17 protein-coding genes and 2 pseudogenes are annotated in these 14,782 nt (G+C 70.2%); 4 read left to right on the top strand and 15 right to left on the bottom strand.

Annotated features, from left to right (window positions below; genetic code table 11):
- Nucleotides 1-238 precede the first annotated feature (238 nt).
- Together OHA21_RS50000 and OHA21_RS49995 are read left to right on the top strand one after the other, a co-directional pair.
- Nucleotides 239-1,162 (top strand): diacylglycerol/lipid kinase family protein, encoded by a 924-nt coding sequence (locus OHA21_RS50000; protein ID WP_328467794.1) that lies wholly within the window; start codon nt 239-241, stop codon nt 1,160-1,162.
- A 70-nt stretch (nt 1,163-1,232) separates the two neighbouring features.
- A pseudogene (locus tag OHA21_RS49995) lies at nt 1,233-1,385 on the top strand (ribonucleotide-diphosphate reductase subunit beta); the annotation flags it as partial.
- Between the two features lie 51 nt (nt 1,386-1,436).
- Here the strand turns inward: OHA21_RS49995 and OHA21_RS49990 are convergent.
- Nucleotides 1,437-2,384: a sulfite exporter TauE/SafE family protein gene (locus OHA21_RS49990; protein WP_328467792.1), complete on the bottom strand. Its 948-nt coding sequence runs from the start codon at nt 2,382-2,384 to the stop codon at nt 1,437-1,439.
- A 165-nt stretch (nt 2,385-2,549) separates the two neighbouring features.
- Between OHA21_RS49990 and OHA21_RS49985 the strand changes: the two genes are divergently transcribed.
- Both OHA21_RS49985 and OHA21_RS49980 read left to right on the top strand, forming a co-directional pair.
- Nucleotides 2,550-2,915 carry an MmcQ/YjbR family DNA-binding protein gene (locus tag OHA21_RS49985; protein ID WP_328467790.1) on the top strand — a complete coding sequence of 122 codons (366 nt, stop codon included), beginning with the start codon at nt 2,550-2,552 and terminating at the stop codon, nt 2,913-2,915.
- Nucleotides 2,916-3,099: 184 nt separating this feature from the next.
- Nucleotides 3,100-3,663 (top strand): GNAT family N-acetyltransferase, encoded by a 564-nt coding sequence (locus tag OHA21_RS49980; RefSeq protein ID WP_328467788.1) that lies wholly within the window; start codon nt 3,100-3,102, stop codon nt 3,661-3,663.
- Between the two features lie 114 nt (nt 3,664-3,777).
- Here the strand turns inward: OHA21_RS49980 and OHA21_RS49975 are convergent, their stop codons facing one another.
- The 14 genes and pseudogenes from OHA21_RS49975 to OHA21_RS49910 form a co-directional block, all read right to left on the bottom strand.
- Complete coding sequence (locus tag OHA21_RS49975) at nt 3,778-4,494, bottom strand: YcnI family copper-binding membrane protein (RefSeq protein ID WP_328467786.1); 717 nt, start codon at nt 4,492-4,494, stop codon at nt 3,778-3,780.
- 11 nt (nt 4,495-4,505) lie between these two features.
- Nucleotides 4,506-5,105 carry a copper resistance CopC family protein gene (locus tag OHA21_RS49970; protein ID WP_328467784.1) on the bottom strand — a complete coding sequence of 200 codons (600 nt, stop codon included), beginning with the start codon at nt 5,103-5,105 and terminating at the stop codon, nt 4,506-4,508.
- Nucleotides 5,102-5,631, bottom strand: a pseudogene (locus OHA21_RS49965) (Dyp-type peroxidase); the annotation flags it as partial. The gene OHA21_RS49970 and the pseudogene OHA21_RS49965, both read right to left, overlap by 4 nt.
- A gap of 39 nt (nt 5,632-5,670) precedes the next feature.
- Entirely contained in the window at nt 5,671-5,931 is a 261-nt protein-coding gene (locus OHA21_RS49960; protein ID WP_442875223.1) for a hypothetical protein, read from the bottom strand.
- 61 nt (nt 5,932-5,992) lie between these two features.
- Nucleotides 5,993-6,307, bottom strand: coding sequence for an ArsR/SmtB family transcription factor (locus tag OHA21_RS49955; RefSeq protein WP_328467782.1), 315 nt, complete (start codon nt 6,305-6,307; stop codon nt 5,993-5,995).
- Nucleotides 6,304-7,080, bottom strand: a complete 777-nt coding sequence (locus OHA21_RS49950) for a metal ABC transporter permease (protein ID WP_328467780.1) — start codon at nt 7,078-7,080, stop codon at nt 6,304-6,306. Before OHA21_RS49950 ends, OHA21_RS49955 begins: the two co-directional genes overlap by 4 nt.
- The gene (locus tag OHA21_RS49945) at nt 7,077-7,907 is read right to left on the bottom strand and encodes a metal ABC transporter permease (RefSeq protein WP_328467778.1); all 831 of its coding nucleotides are present in this window, start codon (nt 7,905-7,907) and stop codon (nt 7,077-7,079) included. The genes OHA21_RS49950 and OHA21_RS49945 overlap by 4 nt, the downstream gene beginning before the upstream one ends.
- Nucleotides 7,904-8,635 (bottom strand): metal ABC transporter ATP-binding protein, encoded by a 732-nt coding sequence (locus OHA21_RS49940; protein WP_328467776.1) that lies wholly within the window; start codon nt 8,633-8,635, stop codon nt 7,904-7,906. Before OHA21_RS49940 ends, OHA21_RS49945 begins: the two co-directional genes overlap by 4 nt.
- Before the next feature lie 2 nt (nt 8,636-8,637).
- Nucleotides 8,638-9,474 carry a metal ABC transporter substrate-binding protein gene (locus tag OHA21_RS49935; RefSeq protein ID WP_328467774.1) on the bottom strand — a complete coding sequence of 279 codons (837 nt, stop codon included), beginning with the start codon at nt 9,472-9,474 and terminating at the stop codon, nt 8,638-8,640.
- A gap of 180 nt (nt 9,475-9,654) precedes the next feature.
- Nucleotides 9,655-10,551, bottom strand: coding sequence for a hypothetical protein (locus OHA21_RS49930; protein ID WP_328467772.1), 897 nt, complete (start codon nt 10,549-10,551; stop codon nt 9,655-9,657).
- A 131-nt stretch (nt 10,552-10,682) separates the two neighbouring features.
- Nucleotides 10,683-11,372: a TIGR03943 family putative permease subunit gene (locus tag OHA21_RS49925; protein ID WP_328467770.1), complete on the bottom strand. Its 690-nt coding sequence runs from the start codon at nt 11,370-11,372 to the stop codon at nt 10,683-10,685.
- Nucleotides 11,369-12,364: a permease gene (locus OHA21_RS49920; RefSeq protein WP_328467768.1), complete on the bottom strand. Its 996-nt coding sequence runs from the start codon at nt 12,362-12,364 to the stop codon at nt 11,369-11,371. Before OHA21_RS49920 ends, OHA21_RS49925 begins: the two co-directional genes overlap by 4 nt.
- A gap of 235 nt (nt 12,365-12,599) precedes the next feature.
- Nucleotides 12,600-13,007 carry a hypothetical protein gene (locus tag OHA21_RS49915; protein ID WP_328460650.1) on the bottom strand — a complete coding sequence of 136 codons (408 nt, stop codon included), beginning with the start codon at nt 13,005-13,007 and terminating at the stop codon, nt 12,600-12,602.
- A gap of 8 nt (nt 13,008-13,015) precedes the next feature.
- Complete coding sequence (locus tag OHA21_RS49910; protein WP_328460648.1) at nt 13,016-13,843, bottom strand: IS5 family transposase; 828 nt, start codon at nt 13,841-13,843, stop codon at nt 13,016-13,018.
- Between the last annotated feature and the right edge of the window lie 939 nt (nt 13,844-14,782).

Below are 14,782 nucleotides of genomic sequence, written 5' to 3'. Positions count from 1 at the left end.
CCTTCACCCAGCTGACACCCAAAGCTGCCACCCGCCCTGCGAAGCAGCAGCAGCGATCAGCCGCCTTCACCCAGCTGACACCCAAAGCTGCCTCCCGCCCTGCGAAGCAGCAGCAGCGATCAGCCGCCTTCACCCAGCTGACACCCAAAGCTGCTTCCCGCGCTGCGAAGCAGCAGCTGCGGTCAGCCGGGTGGGTTGGTGGTGATCGGCGGAAACAGGTGGGCGATAGGGTCGCCCGGTGCGGACCAAGCAGCAGCTGACCAAGGACATCCGGCGCGAGCGACGGGCGGTGCTCGTGGTCAACGCCCGGTCACGGCGCGGACGGCAGCTGTACGAGGACGCGCACGCCCGCCTGCTGGCCGCCGGCTTCAAGCTGCTGGGCGCGTACGCGGTGGACCGTGACCTGGAGAAGTCACTGGAACGGGCCCTGGACCAGGGCCCGGACCTGCTGGTCGCCGGCGGCGGGGACGGCACGATCAGCACCGCCGGGCGGATGCTGGCCCACCGTGACGTCGCGCTCGGTCTGCTGCCGCTGGGGACGACCAACAACTTCGCCCGTACCGTCGGGATTCAGCCGAGCCTGGACGAGGCGATCGCGACCCTGGTCGACGGCCACGTCATCGACGTGGACCTGGGGGTCGCCGGCGACATGCCGTTCACCAACCACGTCGGCGCCGGCCTCTCCGCCGAAGTGATGATCAGCGCACCGAGCCGGCTGAAAAGGGTGATCGGGCGTCTGGCGTACCCGATCACCGCTCTGGGTCTGCTCACCCGGCACCGGCCGCTGCGCGTGACCGTCCGCGCTGATGGCGTGGAGCAGGTTTTTCTGACGCATCAGGTGTACGTGGCGAACGGCGGCTTCCACGCCGGCCGCCCGATCACCGCTGACGCGCACGCCGACGACCGGCTGCTGGTCGCCTACCCGGTGGGCGGCGGCACCCGGCGTGAGCTGCTGCGGGAGACCGCCCGCAACGCCCTCACCGGCCACCGGCGGACCCTGCACGAGCGCCCTTTCCTGGCCGTCGGCGAGCTGTGGCTGGAGACCGACCGGCCGGCGCACGTGGAGGTGGACGGCGAGCCGTGCGGCAGCACCCCGCTGCGCATCGCCCTGGACGCCAACGCGCTGCGGATCATGGCGCCGCCCGGCACACCTGATCTCTGACGTGACACGCAACTGCCGCAGCGGGCGCTGATCGACCTGGCTGCCGCCCGGGCGCCCTACATCGACCAGGCCGATGTTCCGCGACGAGAGCATGCACATGGCGTTCGCCTTCGACGTGGTCGACCAGGTCCGCGCCGAGGAGCCGGACCTGTTCGACGCCGCGATGGAGCAGCAGGTCCGCGACATGCTCGCCGAGGCCGTCGAGTGCGAGGTGCAGTTCGCCTGGGAAGCAGAATGCCCCGGGAGTCTCGGCTCCCGGGGCATTCGCCGTACGTCAGGCGGGGGTCGGCGCCTTCTCGTCGGGCTCGCCGGCCGCCGCGGCGGCCTCCGCCTCGGCGATGATCTGCTTCTCCTCGTCGCGGTTCTTGCGGTACTGGCTGAAGGCGTAGACCAGAGCCGCCGCCCAGGCCACGTAGATCACGGCGTAGATCGAGTAGCGGACCGGGTCGGACGCGTCGATCCAGTCACTGCGCAGCAGCGAGCGGCTGTTGGTCAGGATGATCACACCGCCGACCGCGGCGCCGAGCACCCGCGGCGGGATGTGCCGGACCAGCCACGCCGCGATCGGCGCCGCGATCACACCACCGATCAGCAGGGCGGCAACCCAGCCGAAGTCGATGTTCTCCGAACCGATGCCGATGATGAAACCGAGGCTGGCGGCGACGGCGACCAGGAACTCGCTGGTGTCGATCGAGCCGATCGTCTTGCGGGGCTCGAGGCGGCCGCTGGCCAGGATCGCCGGGGTGCCGACCGGCCCCCAGCCGCCGCCACCGGTGGAGTCGACGAAGCCGGCCACCACACCGAGCGGGGCGAGGAAACGCTTGCGCAGCGGCTTGCCGAGCTGGCCCTTGGGCAGGCCCTGGAAGGTGAAGCGCAGGAAGACGTACAGACCCAGGGTGAGCAGGATGATCGCCATCAGCGGGGCGGCGGTCTCGGTCGAGATGTTCGACAGGAACGTCGCGCCGGCGAAGGCCCCGACGGCGCCCGGGACGCCGATCTTCAGGACGACCTTCCAGTCGACGTTGCCGAAGCGCCAGTGCGAGAGGCCGGACACCAGCGTGGTGCCGATCTCGGCGAGGTGAACGGTGGCCGAGGCAGCCGCCGGGTTGGTGCCGATCGCGAGCAGCAGGGTCGTTGAGGTCACGCCGTAAGCCATGCCCAGGCTGCCGTCGACAAGCTGGGCTCCGAGACCGACGAGGGCAAGAAGGAGGAGTTTCTGCATGTCTGTACCGCCAGAGCTGGGTGTGGGCTTCGGTCCGTCGGCCGCATTGCCGACCTGCTATGCCTAACCTGTATTTCCTATTTATTGGATCGGAGATTAGTGGCTCGGACGCCGGACGGCAAGGCGGGATCCCGCCAGCCGGACAGCGAGCCGTAACCTGTGCCCATGGCTGACGCGGAAGACGTACGCCGGCTGGCACTGACGCTGCCGCACGTCGTGGAGATCGACAGCGACGGCTTCGACTTCCGGGTGGCGAACAAGGGGTTCGTCTGGTCGTATCCAGAGCGCCTCCCCGGGAAGCCGCGGGTGATCCGCACCGACGTGGCCGTGCTGTTCGTCGGCGACGAGGCGGAGAAGCAGGCGCTCCTGCTCGGCGAGCCGGATCTGTTCTTCACCACGCCCGGTTACGACGGGCTGCCACTGGTCATGCTCCGGCTGCCCGCGGTGTCGGTGGACCGCCTGCGCGAGCTGATCACCGACGCCTGGCGGATGCGCGCTCCCGAGGAGATCGAGGCCGAACTGGGCGCCTAGCGCGGACCTGCCGGCAGGCGGGCGGCGACCTCGGCGCTCGCCGGAGCGGAGCGCAGGGCAGGGCATTGCATCCGCTTTCGCTCTTCGTCCGCCTGAATGTTCGGTAAGCCGCGCTGACGAACCTGTGGGTAGCTTGTGAGACCATCTGTTTAGGTAAGGCTTACCTAATCAGGATGGATCAACTATGACTCAGGAACACGCCGTGTACGAAGAGAGCACGGTGGAGATCACCGACAAGGTCGACATCGAGGCGCTGGCCGCGGTCTACCGCCGGGTGCACGCCGCTGACCTGCATCTTCTCGACCACAGCATCCCCACCGTGGAGGAGCGCCTGATCTGGACCGCGGAGGCGCCGGGTTTCCAGGCCGCAGTCGGTTACGTCGACGGTGAGATGGTCGGCACCGTGATGGGCTGCCCGCTGCCCGCGGAGACCCTGTGGTGGCGTGACCTGACCGACGCCACGGACCCGGACCTCGCGGTCGAGTGGGCGGGCCGCACCTTCGCCGTGTGCGAGGCCTTCGTGCTTCCGGAATTCCGTAAGCACCGTCTGGGCGTACGGATGATGAGTGATCTTCTGGGGCAGCGCCCCGAGGAACGCGTGTCGCTGGCGGTGACCGAGACCAACACCCGGGTCTGGGGCGCCCTGCAGCGGCTGCGCTTCGAGCATGTCGGCGACCTCGTGCCGTTCCCGGGCTGGCGTTCCCACCGGATGCTGGTGCGCGCGCTGCCGCTCAGCGCGTCCCGCTAGTCACCAGGCCGGCTCCGAGGGCTGGCCGGCGGCCGCCGAAACAGCCATGAGAGCCAGCCGGGTGCGGCGCTGGGCAGCAGCGTCGCACCCGGCTGGAGCCTGCGGGACCCGGCGTCAGGCGCCGGCGCCCTGCGCGGCCTTGCGGTAGGCGAGCAGGCCCAGCACCAACCCGGCCAGGCCGGCCACCAGACCGGCGATGCCCCAGGCAGCGCCGCTGTTGCTCTCCTCGGCGTCGGCGGAGCCGGAAGCGTCGGCCTCGGCCGGAGCGGACGCCGGGGTCGAGGCGTCGGAGGCCGCGGCGAGCTTGAGGACCGGGGCGGGGCTCTCCGGCTCGGTGCCGTCGGTGGTCGGCTCGTCGATCCAGCGGACCACGGTGCCGTCGGAGTAGGTCTGCAGCGCCTTGAAGACCATCTGGTCGGTCTCCGGCAGCGGGCCCAGCGAGACGTCGAACTCCTGGAACGTGCCGGGCTTGATCTCGGCGCCCTTGTCCGCGGTCCAGGTGATCTTGGTGACCGCCTCGGTGATCTCGCTGTCGTGCGCCTTGATCGGGGTGGCCAGCTTGGTCTTCACCGGCGCCGCGGTCCAGCCCGGGACCGGCTTGATCGAGACGGACGCGACCGGGGCGTTCTCCGGCAGGTTGATCTCGAGCTTGGTGGTCGACGCGGTGTCGCTCTCGTTCGGCACCCGGAACGACACCTTGGTGTAGCCGCCCTGGGTGGCGGTGCTCGGGTTGACCGTCACGTGGGCGGCCGCCGGGCCGGCGACGGCCAGGACGAAGGCGGCCGCCATCGCGGAGACGGCGGCGGCACGGCGCAGAACTGCTTGCTTCATCACGGGACCTTTCACGCCTTACGGCGACGGGCGTACAGGAAACCGGCCAGACCGGCCAGGACAACTACGACGGCGATCACGATGGCGATGATCGTGCCGTTGCCGGACGATTCCTCGGTCGCGGCCACGGCCGATGGGGCGGCCACCGGGGCAGCTGACGAGGGAGCGGCGGCGGAGGGTGACGGCGCTCCGGTGGCGGACGAGGAAGCGGCGGCGGAGGGTGACGGCGCTTCGGTGGCGGACGGGTCGGCGACGGTGAACTCGTACGAGCCCTTCACCGTGTGCCCGTCGGTGGAGACGACCTGGTAGGCGACGGTGTAGACGCCGTTCGGCAGGGTGTCCTCCAGCGTGATGGTCCCGGTGCTGCCCTTCACCGCGGGCTCCGAGGCGGGCATCTGCTGCTTGTCCGCGGAGCTGACGGTGATGGTCGTGTAGTCGGGATCCAGCTTCTGCAGGAACCGCAGCTTCACCTCGGTGGGCGCCTTCTTCAGGGTCGCCTTCTTGGCCGGGCTGGCCTCGGCGAGCGCGTTGTGCGCCCAGGCCGGGGCGCCCGGCGCCAGTACGAGCAACGCGGCGACCAGCGCCAGCAGGAGTCGGACGGGTGCGCTCATCCGAGCACCCGCTCGCCGATCCAGCCGCCCTCGGAACAGCCGGGCGGGATGGCGAAAATCGCGGATCCGATCGGTGTCGTCCATTCGTTCAGTAGATCCTTCTCGGCGAGCCGCCGTTGGATGGGGAGATATTGGCGGGTGATGTCAGCTTGGTACGAGACGAATACGAGCCTGCTGTCGGGTCGCCCGAACGAGTCGGGCGCCTCGTCGTGTTCGGCCGTACCGGTCAGGGGCGCGCCGGACCGCATCCACCGGCCCACCGCGGCCTCCTTGTCGGCGACGCTCAGCAGGTCCCACGTCTCGATCTCGGCGCGGATCCGGCGAACCACCAGCGTGGTGCTGCCGTCGGGCTGCCAGACCGCGGTCTCCATCGCCGCGTCGCGCGGGTTCGCGGTGCCGTCGAGCCGGCCGGGTGCACGCCGGGGCTGCGCCGTAAGCCGCGCTGCACCCAGCGGACCGCGGCGAACGGCCGGGTGTCCTTGATCAGCATCCGCTGGGCCAGGGTGACGGTGAGCGCGTCGTAGGCGGACCGCGTCGTCGGTCAGCAGTGCCCGCCGGCCGATCGTCACGAGCGCGAACCCGGGTCGTAGGTCTCCTGCGCGCCGGCGAACGGCTTCGCGATCGCGGTGAACTCGACGCTGTCGCCGCTGCTCAGCTTGACGGCCGCGGACGGCTTCATCAGCATCAGGTGGTCGCCGAAGGCCGCGGTCATGCCGGTGTCGGCCGCTTTCACCCACGGGTCCCGCACGGTCAGCGCAGCCGAAGCGGCCGGCGCCGGCTCGGGGGCGCTTTCGACGCTGTCCGCGCAACCGGTCAGCGCGAACAGCGCAAGAACGGTGGCCGGCGTGGCGCTTCAGCATCTTCTTCCTCAGGCTCGGGAACTCCCGTTAGTCGGCCCGGGGCCGCGAAAGGTTCCCGGCGTTTTCTCCGGCGTGCCGGAGAACCTCGTTGATCAGGTGGCGGGTGGCGTCGTCGGGCAGCGAGTAGAAGACGTTGCGCCCGCGCCGCTGCCGCCTGACCAGCCGGGCGTCGAGCAGGCAGCGCAGGTGATGGGCGACCGCGGTGGGATCGGTCGGCACAGTGGCCGACAACTCCCCCGCGGTCCGCTCGCCGTCCCGCAGCAGGACCAGGATGTGCAGCCGGTGTTCGTAGGCCATGCCGCGCAGCACGGTGACCGCGCGGTCGAGCAGGTCCGGGGTCATCGCACCACCCAGCGCAGCACGGCGGACACCACCAGCGTGCCGGTCGCGGCCAGGGCGATGCTCGCGCCGGCCGCCAGATCCCACCGGGCCGAGGCGAAGAGCCCGGCCAGCCCGCTCGTGACGGCGAACACCACGGCCAGCCCGGTGATCACCGAGACACGGGTGGACCACAGCCGGGCCGCGGCCGCCGGGGCGACGATCAGCGCCACGGCGAGGATCGTGCCGACCGCGGGCACCAGCGTGACGACCACCATCTCGATCAGGAGCAGCAGCAGGAGCGTCCAGGCGCCGGTGGCGTACCCGGCGGCCCGCGCCCCCGACGGATCGAAGCCGGTGAACAGCAGCGGCCGGTTGAAGACCAGCAGCGCCGAGCCGACCACCACGAGCGCGCCGGCCGTGATCACCAGGTCCCGGGCACTCACCGTGAGGATCGAGCCGACCAGGAAGGACGAAAGGTCCCGGCTGAAGCCGCTGCGCATCGCCACCAGACCGGCGCCGAGCGCGAACCCGGCCGCGAGCAGCACACCGGTGGCGGCGGTGGCGTTCTGGCCGCGCCGCCGGCTCAGCGCGGCGACGCCGAGGACCACCGCCACGCCGGCGACCATGCCGCCGAGCAGTAGGTCCACCCCGATGATGGCGGCGATCACCACGCCCGGGAAGGTGGCGTGGGTCAGCGCCATCGTGAAGAAGGACAGCCGGCGCAGTACGACGTGCACGCCCACCAGGCCGGCGAGGGTGCCGGCGAGAACGACCTCCGCGATCGCCAGGTTCACGCGGGTCGCCTCCGTGCGATCGGGAGCAGGGCCAGGTATGCCACGACCAGGACCAGCACCACAGTGGAGGCCGAGGTGAGGGCGATCCCGTAGTTGACCGAGGCGTGCCAGCTGATCAGCAGGCCGGCGTACCCGGCGAGCAGCACCAGACCACTGCCGAGCAGCGCCATCACGACCGGCCGGTGACTGACCAGGCGGGCCGCCGCCACCGGCACGATCAGCAGCGCCACCACCAGGATGGTCCCGACGGCCCGGACCGCGGCCACCACGACCAGCGCGACGATCACGTTCAGCCACAGGTCGAGCCGGAACACGCGGTACCCGGCGGCCGTCGCGGCAGCCGGATCGAAGGCGCGGAACAGCATGGCCCGGGCCCCGACGGCCAGCAGCCCGAGGATCACCGCGGCGAGCGCGGCGGTCTCGGCGATCTGCTGCGCGGTCACTGTGAGCAGGCGCCCGAACAGAAAAGACGTCAGATCCGAGGTGTACGACGAGCGCCGCGACACCAGGATCACCCCGATCGAGAACATGGCCGTCAGCAGGACCGCCGTCGAGGCGTCGTCGGTGATCCCGCCGCCGCGGGTCAGCACGGTCAGCACCACCGCGGTGAGCAGGCCGGCGACCAGCGCGCCCAGGAAGATCCCGTCGACCCCACCGGCCAGGAACCCGACCACCACGCCGGGGAACACCGTGTGGGTCAGGGCGTCCGACACGAACGACAGCTTGCGGGCGAAGACCAGGACCCCGACCGGGCCGCAGATCAGCGCCAGCAGTGCGATCTCGGCCAGGGCACGGCCCATGAACGGTACGGTGAACGGCTCGATCACGGTTCCACCAGCACCGCGTGCTCGCCGTAGGTGCGGCGCAGCGTCCCGGCCGTGAGCACCTCGTCCGGCGCGCCGACCGCCCACTGCCGGCCGTTGACCAGGCAGACCTCGTCGGCCAGCTCCCGGGCCAGCACGAGATCGTGGGTGCTCAGGACCAGCGCGGCGCCGGCCGTGGTGAGGTCCTTAAGCACCGCGAGGATGGTCTCCTGGCTGACCGCGTCGACCCCGTTGAACGGTTCGTCGAGCAGCAGCAGCCGGGGTTCGGCGACGATCGCCCGGGCCAGCAGCACGCGCTGCCGCTGCCCGCCCGAGAGCAGGCCGAACCGGCGCCCGGCGTGCTCGGCGAGCCCGACCTGCTCCAGCGCGTCCCGGGCCGCCCGGCGGTCGGCGGCGCCGGTCGGCCGGAACCAGCCGATCCGCCGGTAGCGGCCCATCAGCACCACCTGCCCGGCGGTGACCGGGAAGTCCGGGTCGAGGTCGCCGGCCTGGGGGACGTACCCGCACAGCTCCCGGCCCCGCTCCGGGCTGCGGCCGTAGATCCGGGCGGTGCCGCCGAGCACCTCGGCGAGCCCGACGGCGGCTTTGATCAGGGTGGACTTGCCGGCACCGTTCGGGCCGACCAGCGCCAGACGACGGCCGGCCAGCAGCTCGAGGTTCACGTCGGTGAGAACCGGCGAGCCCTGGTAACCGACGTCGACCCCGGCACATTGCAGGGCGGCGTCGGTCACGCTCAGCCGCCCAGGGCTTCGACGATGACCCGGGTGTTGTGCTCCTCGGCGGTCAGGTACGCACCGTCGGGGCCGAGGCTGTCGCCGTACAGTGCGTCCTCTCCCGCAACCACCTCGACGCCGGCCCGGCTCGCGATGGTCTCCGCGGTCTTGGCCGGCAGTGAGCTCTCGGCGAAGATCGCCTTCACGCCGGTCTCCCGGATCCTGCGGACCAGGTCGTCGAGCTGCTTCGCGGACAGCTCGGCCGAGGTGTCCAGGCTGGGGATCACCGAGCCGACGAACTCCAGGTCGTAGCGGTCCACGTAGTAGCCGAGGGCGTCGTGGTTGGTGACCAGCTTGCGGTTGGTGAGCTTGGCCAGGGCCGCGGCGTTGTCGGCGTCGAGCTTGTCGAGCTTCGCCGTGTACGCGGTGAGGTTCGCGGTGAAGCTCGCCGCGTCGGCGGGGGCGGCCGCCGCGAGGCCCTTCTCGATGTTCGTCACCATGATCTTGGCGTTGCGCGGGTCGTGCCAGATGTGCGGATCGTGCTCGTGCTCCTCTTCGGCGTGCCCCTCTTCCTCTTCCTCCTCATGAGAATGGCCGCCTTCGCGCAGGGTCACGCCCTGGCTGGAATCGACGACCGCGCCCTGGAAACCGGCCGACTCGATCGTCCGGTCCAGCCATTCCTCGAGGCCGACCCCGTTCTTCACGACGATTTTCGCCTCGCCGATCGCCTTGATGTCGGCGGGCGTCGGCTCGTAGTCGTGCGGGTCGACATTCGGCTTGATGATCTGGGTGACGCTCACCCGTTCGCCGCCGATGTTGCGTACGAAGTCCGCCACCTCGGGTGTCGTCGCAACCACCGCGAGGGCTCCGGCACCTTTCTCTTCGGCTTCCGCAGCGCAGCCCACGAGAGCAAAAGCCGTCACCACCGCAACAACACCTGCAATTGATTTCACGGGACGGACGGTAATGACCGCACCCATTTATCGTCTAATGGCGAGGTGACGATATGTTGATTCCCATGCGTAATTGCAGATATGTCAAACCGTGCGCAGATCGAGGGTGTGCCAGACCCCCGACTCCTGATTTCCGGTGGACCACCAGAGCATTCCGTCGCGGGTGGCGGCCAGGTCGGCCGCCCGCGCCAGAGTGACGCTGCGCCCGGTGGCCAGGTCGTGCACGACGAGGCCGGCGGTTCCGGTCACGTCGGAGTCGGGCCGCAACTCGGAGAGGATCTCGAACCGGTCCAGCACCGCGACGTCGGTGACCGCGGACTGCGCGCCGGCACCGGCGACCCGCCGCCGGTCCGAGCCGTCCGGGCGCATCAGATCGATCCGGGCCAGGCCCTCGCCGGACATCACCATCACCCGGCACCAGGCCGGGCTGCACATCCGCCACTCGGCGCCGGACGAGACGACCTTGATCTCCCGGCCGGACTCCATGTGGCGCATCCGGATCGTGCCGGCCTGCCCGCCCACGTCGTCGGTCAGCCACGGCCAGGCCGTGAGTGCCCACTGGCCCTTCTCGGTACGAACCCGCACGTCCCCACCGCTCAGCGCCACCGAACGGATCTCGGTGCTCTCGTCGCCGTCCCCTGCCGCCCAGTGCACCCGGCCGTCGGCCACCACGAGGTCGTGCTGGGTGCCGTAGAACAGCACGTTCCCGGTGTCGGCGGTCAGCCTGCGCGGTGCGTCGCTGCCTTTGGCCGCCCAGATCTCCACCGGCCGGTCGCCCACCGATTCGGTCCAGAACAGCTCGCCGCCGGCCGCGGTCACGTTGTCGAAGCGGGGCTCGCCGTCCTCGGGGAGGCGGCGCAGTTCCCGCTCGACGCCGTCGGCCGTCTCGGTCAGCAGGCGGACGAAGCCGCCCCCGGTCACCGTGCCGACCGCTGTCTTCGAGTCCAGGAACAGGAGCGGCTCGACTTCCAGACTCGCCAAGTCAGCTTTTTCGGCATTCGGCCATATTTGCTCCAGTGTCAGCGTTTCTGGAGAGCTCGGCGGTGCCTCGGGAAGACCGCCGGCGAGCAGGGCGCCCGCGGCCAGCAGGGCCGTGACCAGGGCTGCTCTCTTCACTCGTACGGTTGTTTCGGTGGCGTGATCGGCTGCCACTCGGCGACCTCCAGATACGCGATGTCGGCCTGGTTCACCGGGTCGGTGCCGCGTTTCGCGCTGTGCAGGCCGGTGACCTGCACCCAGGTGCCGGACGGCACGTCGATCGCCGGGCCACCGGTGAGCCCCACCTTGATCGGCCGGCCGTCCGCGGCGCAGCAACTCACCACGATCCGGGCCAGCATCGGGGCGCCGTCCGGTCCGGACGCGACGAAGCCGGTCAACTGCACGCGCCGGCCGGCCAGGCTGCGGCCGTCGTCGTAGAGCGCCCGCGACGCGTAATCGAGCAACCCGATCGGTGCAGGATCGCCGTCCGGCAGCGGCGCATAGTCCGAGTCGGACACCGGCAGCGTCCCGGACTGCGCCGCGGTGAACGAGCCCAGCGCGGGCGGGGCGACCAGCAGCAGGCCCAGCACCGGGAGGATGAGCAGCCAGCCGACCCGTGGCTCGTGGTGGTGGCCGTGGTCGTCGGTGGCGCGACGTTCGTACCAGAGGGTGGCGACCGCGGTGGCCACCAGCGCCACGCCCGCGGCGATCAGGAAGGGCCGCAGGCCCTCCTTCACATACCGCAGGTAGAGATCGCTGAGCGAAGCCTTCAGAATGGCGCCGCCGAAGAGAAACAGCACCACGGCCTGCGCTTGCCGGTTCACAGCAGCACCACTCCCGCGAGTGACCCGGCCAGCACCGCGATCACGAACGTGGCCGGCGCGAACCGCGCGGTGAACCGGCGCCCGAACACCCCCGCCTGCACCGAGATCAGCTTCAGATCGACCATCGGCCCGACCACCAGGAACACCAGCCGTGACGTCAACGAGAACTGCGACAACGACGCCGCCACGAACGCATCCGCCTCGCTGCAGATCGACAGCAGCACGGCCAGCACGGCGAGGGCCAGCACGGACAGCACCGGATTGCTCGCCAGCGTCTGCAGCCACGCCTCCGGCACCAGCACATTGATCGTCGCGGCCGCCGCCGCGCCCAGCACCAGGAACCCGCCGGCATGCACCACGTCGTGCCGGCAAGCCGACCAGAACGCCCGTCCCTTCGACGCGCCCTCCAGGTCCGGCCGGTGCGGCAGTCTGATCCAGTCGGCCCGGCCGAGGCGCAGCCACAGCCAGCCCATCACCATCGCCACCACCAGGCTGGCCAGCCCGCGCGCGAGCACCATCTCCGGGTTCTGCGGAAAGGCCACCGCGGTCGCGGTCAGCACGATCGGGTTGATCGCCGGAGCGGCCAGCAGAAAGGCCAGCGCCGCAGCCGGAGTCACCCCACGCCGAATCAGCGACCCCGCAATCGGAACGCTGCCGCACTCACACCCCGGCAGCACCACCCCCGCCACACTGGCCGCCGGCACCGCAAGCGCCGGATGCCGCGGCAACGCCCGCGCCCAGAACGACCGCGGCACGAACACCGCGATCACCGCCGACAGCAACACCCCGAACACCAGAAACGGCACCGCCTGCACCAGCACCGACACGAACACCGTCGTCCACGTCTGCCAGCGCGCCCCCGAAACCAGCCCCTCAAGCTGCCCGCGGAAGATCACCAACAGCACGAGCAGCGCCGCCAGCACCTCCACCGACCCGATCCCCCGCGCCTGCGGCGCTTCCCGTTCCAGCGTGCGGGCCTCGGCCACCCTCACTCCCTACCGTCGGCTGCGACGAAGAAATCTACCGCCCACCCCCAAACCCATAACCCTTTCGTGTACGCACGACGCCGCCCCACCCGCCCCGTCCCGCCTCCCCCGGCGGCCAGGTGCCCACTGTGCGCCGCCGGCCTAAACCCAGCTGGTTAACACGGCTGTTCCAGCAACCCTGAAACAGCCCTCAGCGCCAGCCGGGAATGTCGGGCTGGCGCTGAGAGGCCGGTTTGAGGGCTTAGGTCCGTTTCTCGGGTAGGGCAAATACTCCGGGTTCGTTTTCGGTGAGGATGTTGCGGCTGACCATGCGTTTGAGGCGGGCGCGGGCGCTTTCGACGTGGCTGGGTGCGGGGTCGACGCCGACGGCGAGGCAGATGTCTTTGGCCCGCATGCCGGCGGGCGCGGCGTGCAGGACTGCCAGGATCTGCTGGTAGGGCGTGCTGGCGATGGTCGGGTCCTCGGCGGTGAACTCGGCTGCGGTGAGTGCTTGCAGGGTGGTGCGGGTCGTGGCGAGGTCGGCGAGTTCGGTGTCGGTCTGCGCGAGTTGCGCGGTCAGGGCGGTGATCTGTTCTCGCAGGCCGGTGGCAGTTTGGTTGGCGGCGGCTTCGCGGATGGCGATCAGGTCGAGGATCGTGGTGATGTTCATTGGCGGGTTCACCGCCAGGTCGGGGTGCTGGTGCCGGTCAGTCGGCGCACGATGTTGGCCATCGAGGCCCAGAGGGTGCGTGACACCGATGACTCGGGTCGGCTTTCGTATTCGCGGGTCAGCCGCCGGTGCAGCATCAACGTGCCGTTGACCTGCTCGACGATCCACCGCTTCTTGACCGGCACGAACCCGGCGGTGGTGTCGGATCGTTTGACGACCTCGACGTCGACGCCCAGAACCGCGCCGTGCAGGGCGAAGTCCTGCTGGAACCCGGCGTCGACCCATGCTCGGGTCACCGTGGGGGTGTGTTCGGCGATCTTGTCGAGCAGCTTGATGCCGAGCACGTTGTCGCTGATCGACGCGGCGGTCACGACCACGGCGATGATCAGGCCAAGGGCGTCGACGGCCAGGCCTCGTTTGCGGCCGGGGACCTTCTTGCCGGCGTCTTTACCGGTCGTCGCCGCCGGGACGTGGTTGGCGGCGCGCAGCGACTGGGTGTCCAGCACGACGGCGCTCGGGTCCTCGGCGCGGCCGGCCTTCTCTCGCGCCTGACAGCGCAGCAGGTCATGGATCGCCTGGTCAGTACCGTCGTCACGCCACAACGCGAAGTAGTAGTACGTCGCCGATTTGGGCGGCAGGTCGTGCGGCAGATAGGCCCACTGGCAGCCGGTCCGGGTCTGGTAGAGGATCGCGTTCACGATTTCCCGCAACTCGTAGCCGCCGCCCTGTTGGCCGGTCACCGAGACGCGTTTCGCCTGCCACGCCTGCAAAAACGGCCCGATCAGGTCCCACTGCGCGTCGGTCACGTCGCTCGGATACCGCTGTCGATCACTCATGACCAGCGCAACGCTGCCATGATCTCCCGGTCGCGATCGAGGCTCACCTTTCAATCCTTCGAGTGATCACCATCTATGACAAACCTCTGGAATGATCCCCAACCGGACCCAACACATAGATCAACGCGAAGACCACCGAACCACCCTCTGAGGGCTGTTCGGCGAGCGTTGAGACAGCACTGAGCGCCAGCCGAGCAACCCGGCTGGCCGCCACGGCCGTTTCCCGGGCCCGAAACAGCCCTCAACGCCAGCCCGAACCATGAGCCTCCGCGCGGCTGGCGCTCAGTGTCGTCTCAAGACGGCCGAAACAGCCCTCAGCGCCAGCCCGGACCATGAGTGTCCGCGCGGCTGGCGCTCAGTGTCGTTGCGAGGCGGTCGAAACAGCCCTCAGCGACAGCTGAGCAAACCGGCTGGCCGCCACGGCTGTTTCCCGAAGCCCGAAACAGCCCTCGGCGCCAGCCTGGCCGCGGGCTTCCGCCCGGCTGACCGCCAGCGCTGTCTCATCGCCCCCCAAACAGCACTCAGCGACAGCTGAGCAAACCGGCTGGCCGCCACGGCTGTTTCCCGAGGCCCGAAACAGCCTTCAGCGCCAGCCGGGCCGCGGGCTTCCGCCCGGCTGACCGCCAGCGCTGTCTCATCGCCCCCCAACAGCACTCAGCGACAGCCGGAGAAACCCAGCTGGCCGCCACGGCTGTTTCCGGAGGTTCGAAACAGCCGTCAGCGCCAGCTGAGCCCCCACGTGCATCCGCCCGGCCCCGGCGGCTGGCGGTCGGTGTCGTTTCGGACGGCCTTGGGCGGCGCTCGGCGGCGGCTGGGGGACGGCTGGGGGCCAGGGCTGTTTGACGAGGTGGGACGGTGTTTGGGGTTGGCTGGGGGCGTGCTTCAGCCCGGCGGCGGCCGGGCGGCCTGGAGTGGGCAGCTGGTCGCTGGGAGGAGGCG

Source organism: Actinoplanes sp. NBC_00393, assembly GCF_036053395.1.
In the GTDB taxonomy this organism is placed as follows: domain Bacteria; phylum Actinomycetota; class Actinomycetes; order Mycobacteriales; family Micromonosporaceae; genus Actinoplanes.
Note: the sequence above shows the minus strand (reverse complement) of the source record. Positions and strands in the feature narration are given on the sequence as shown.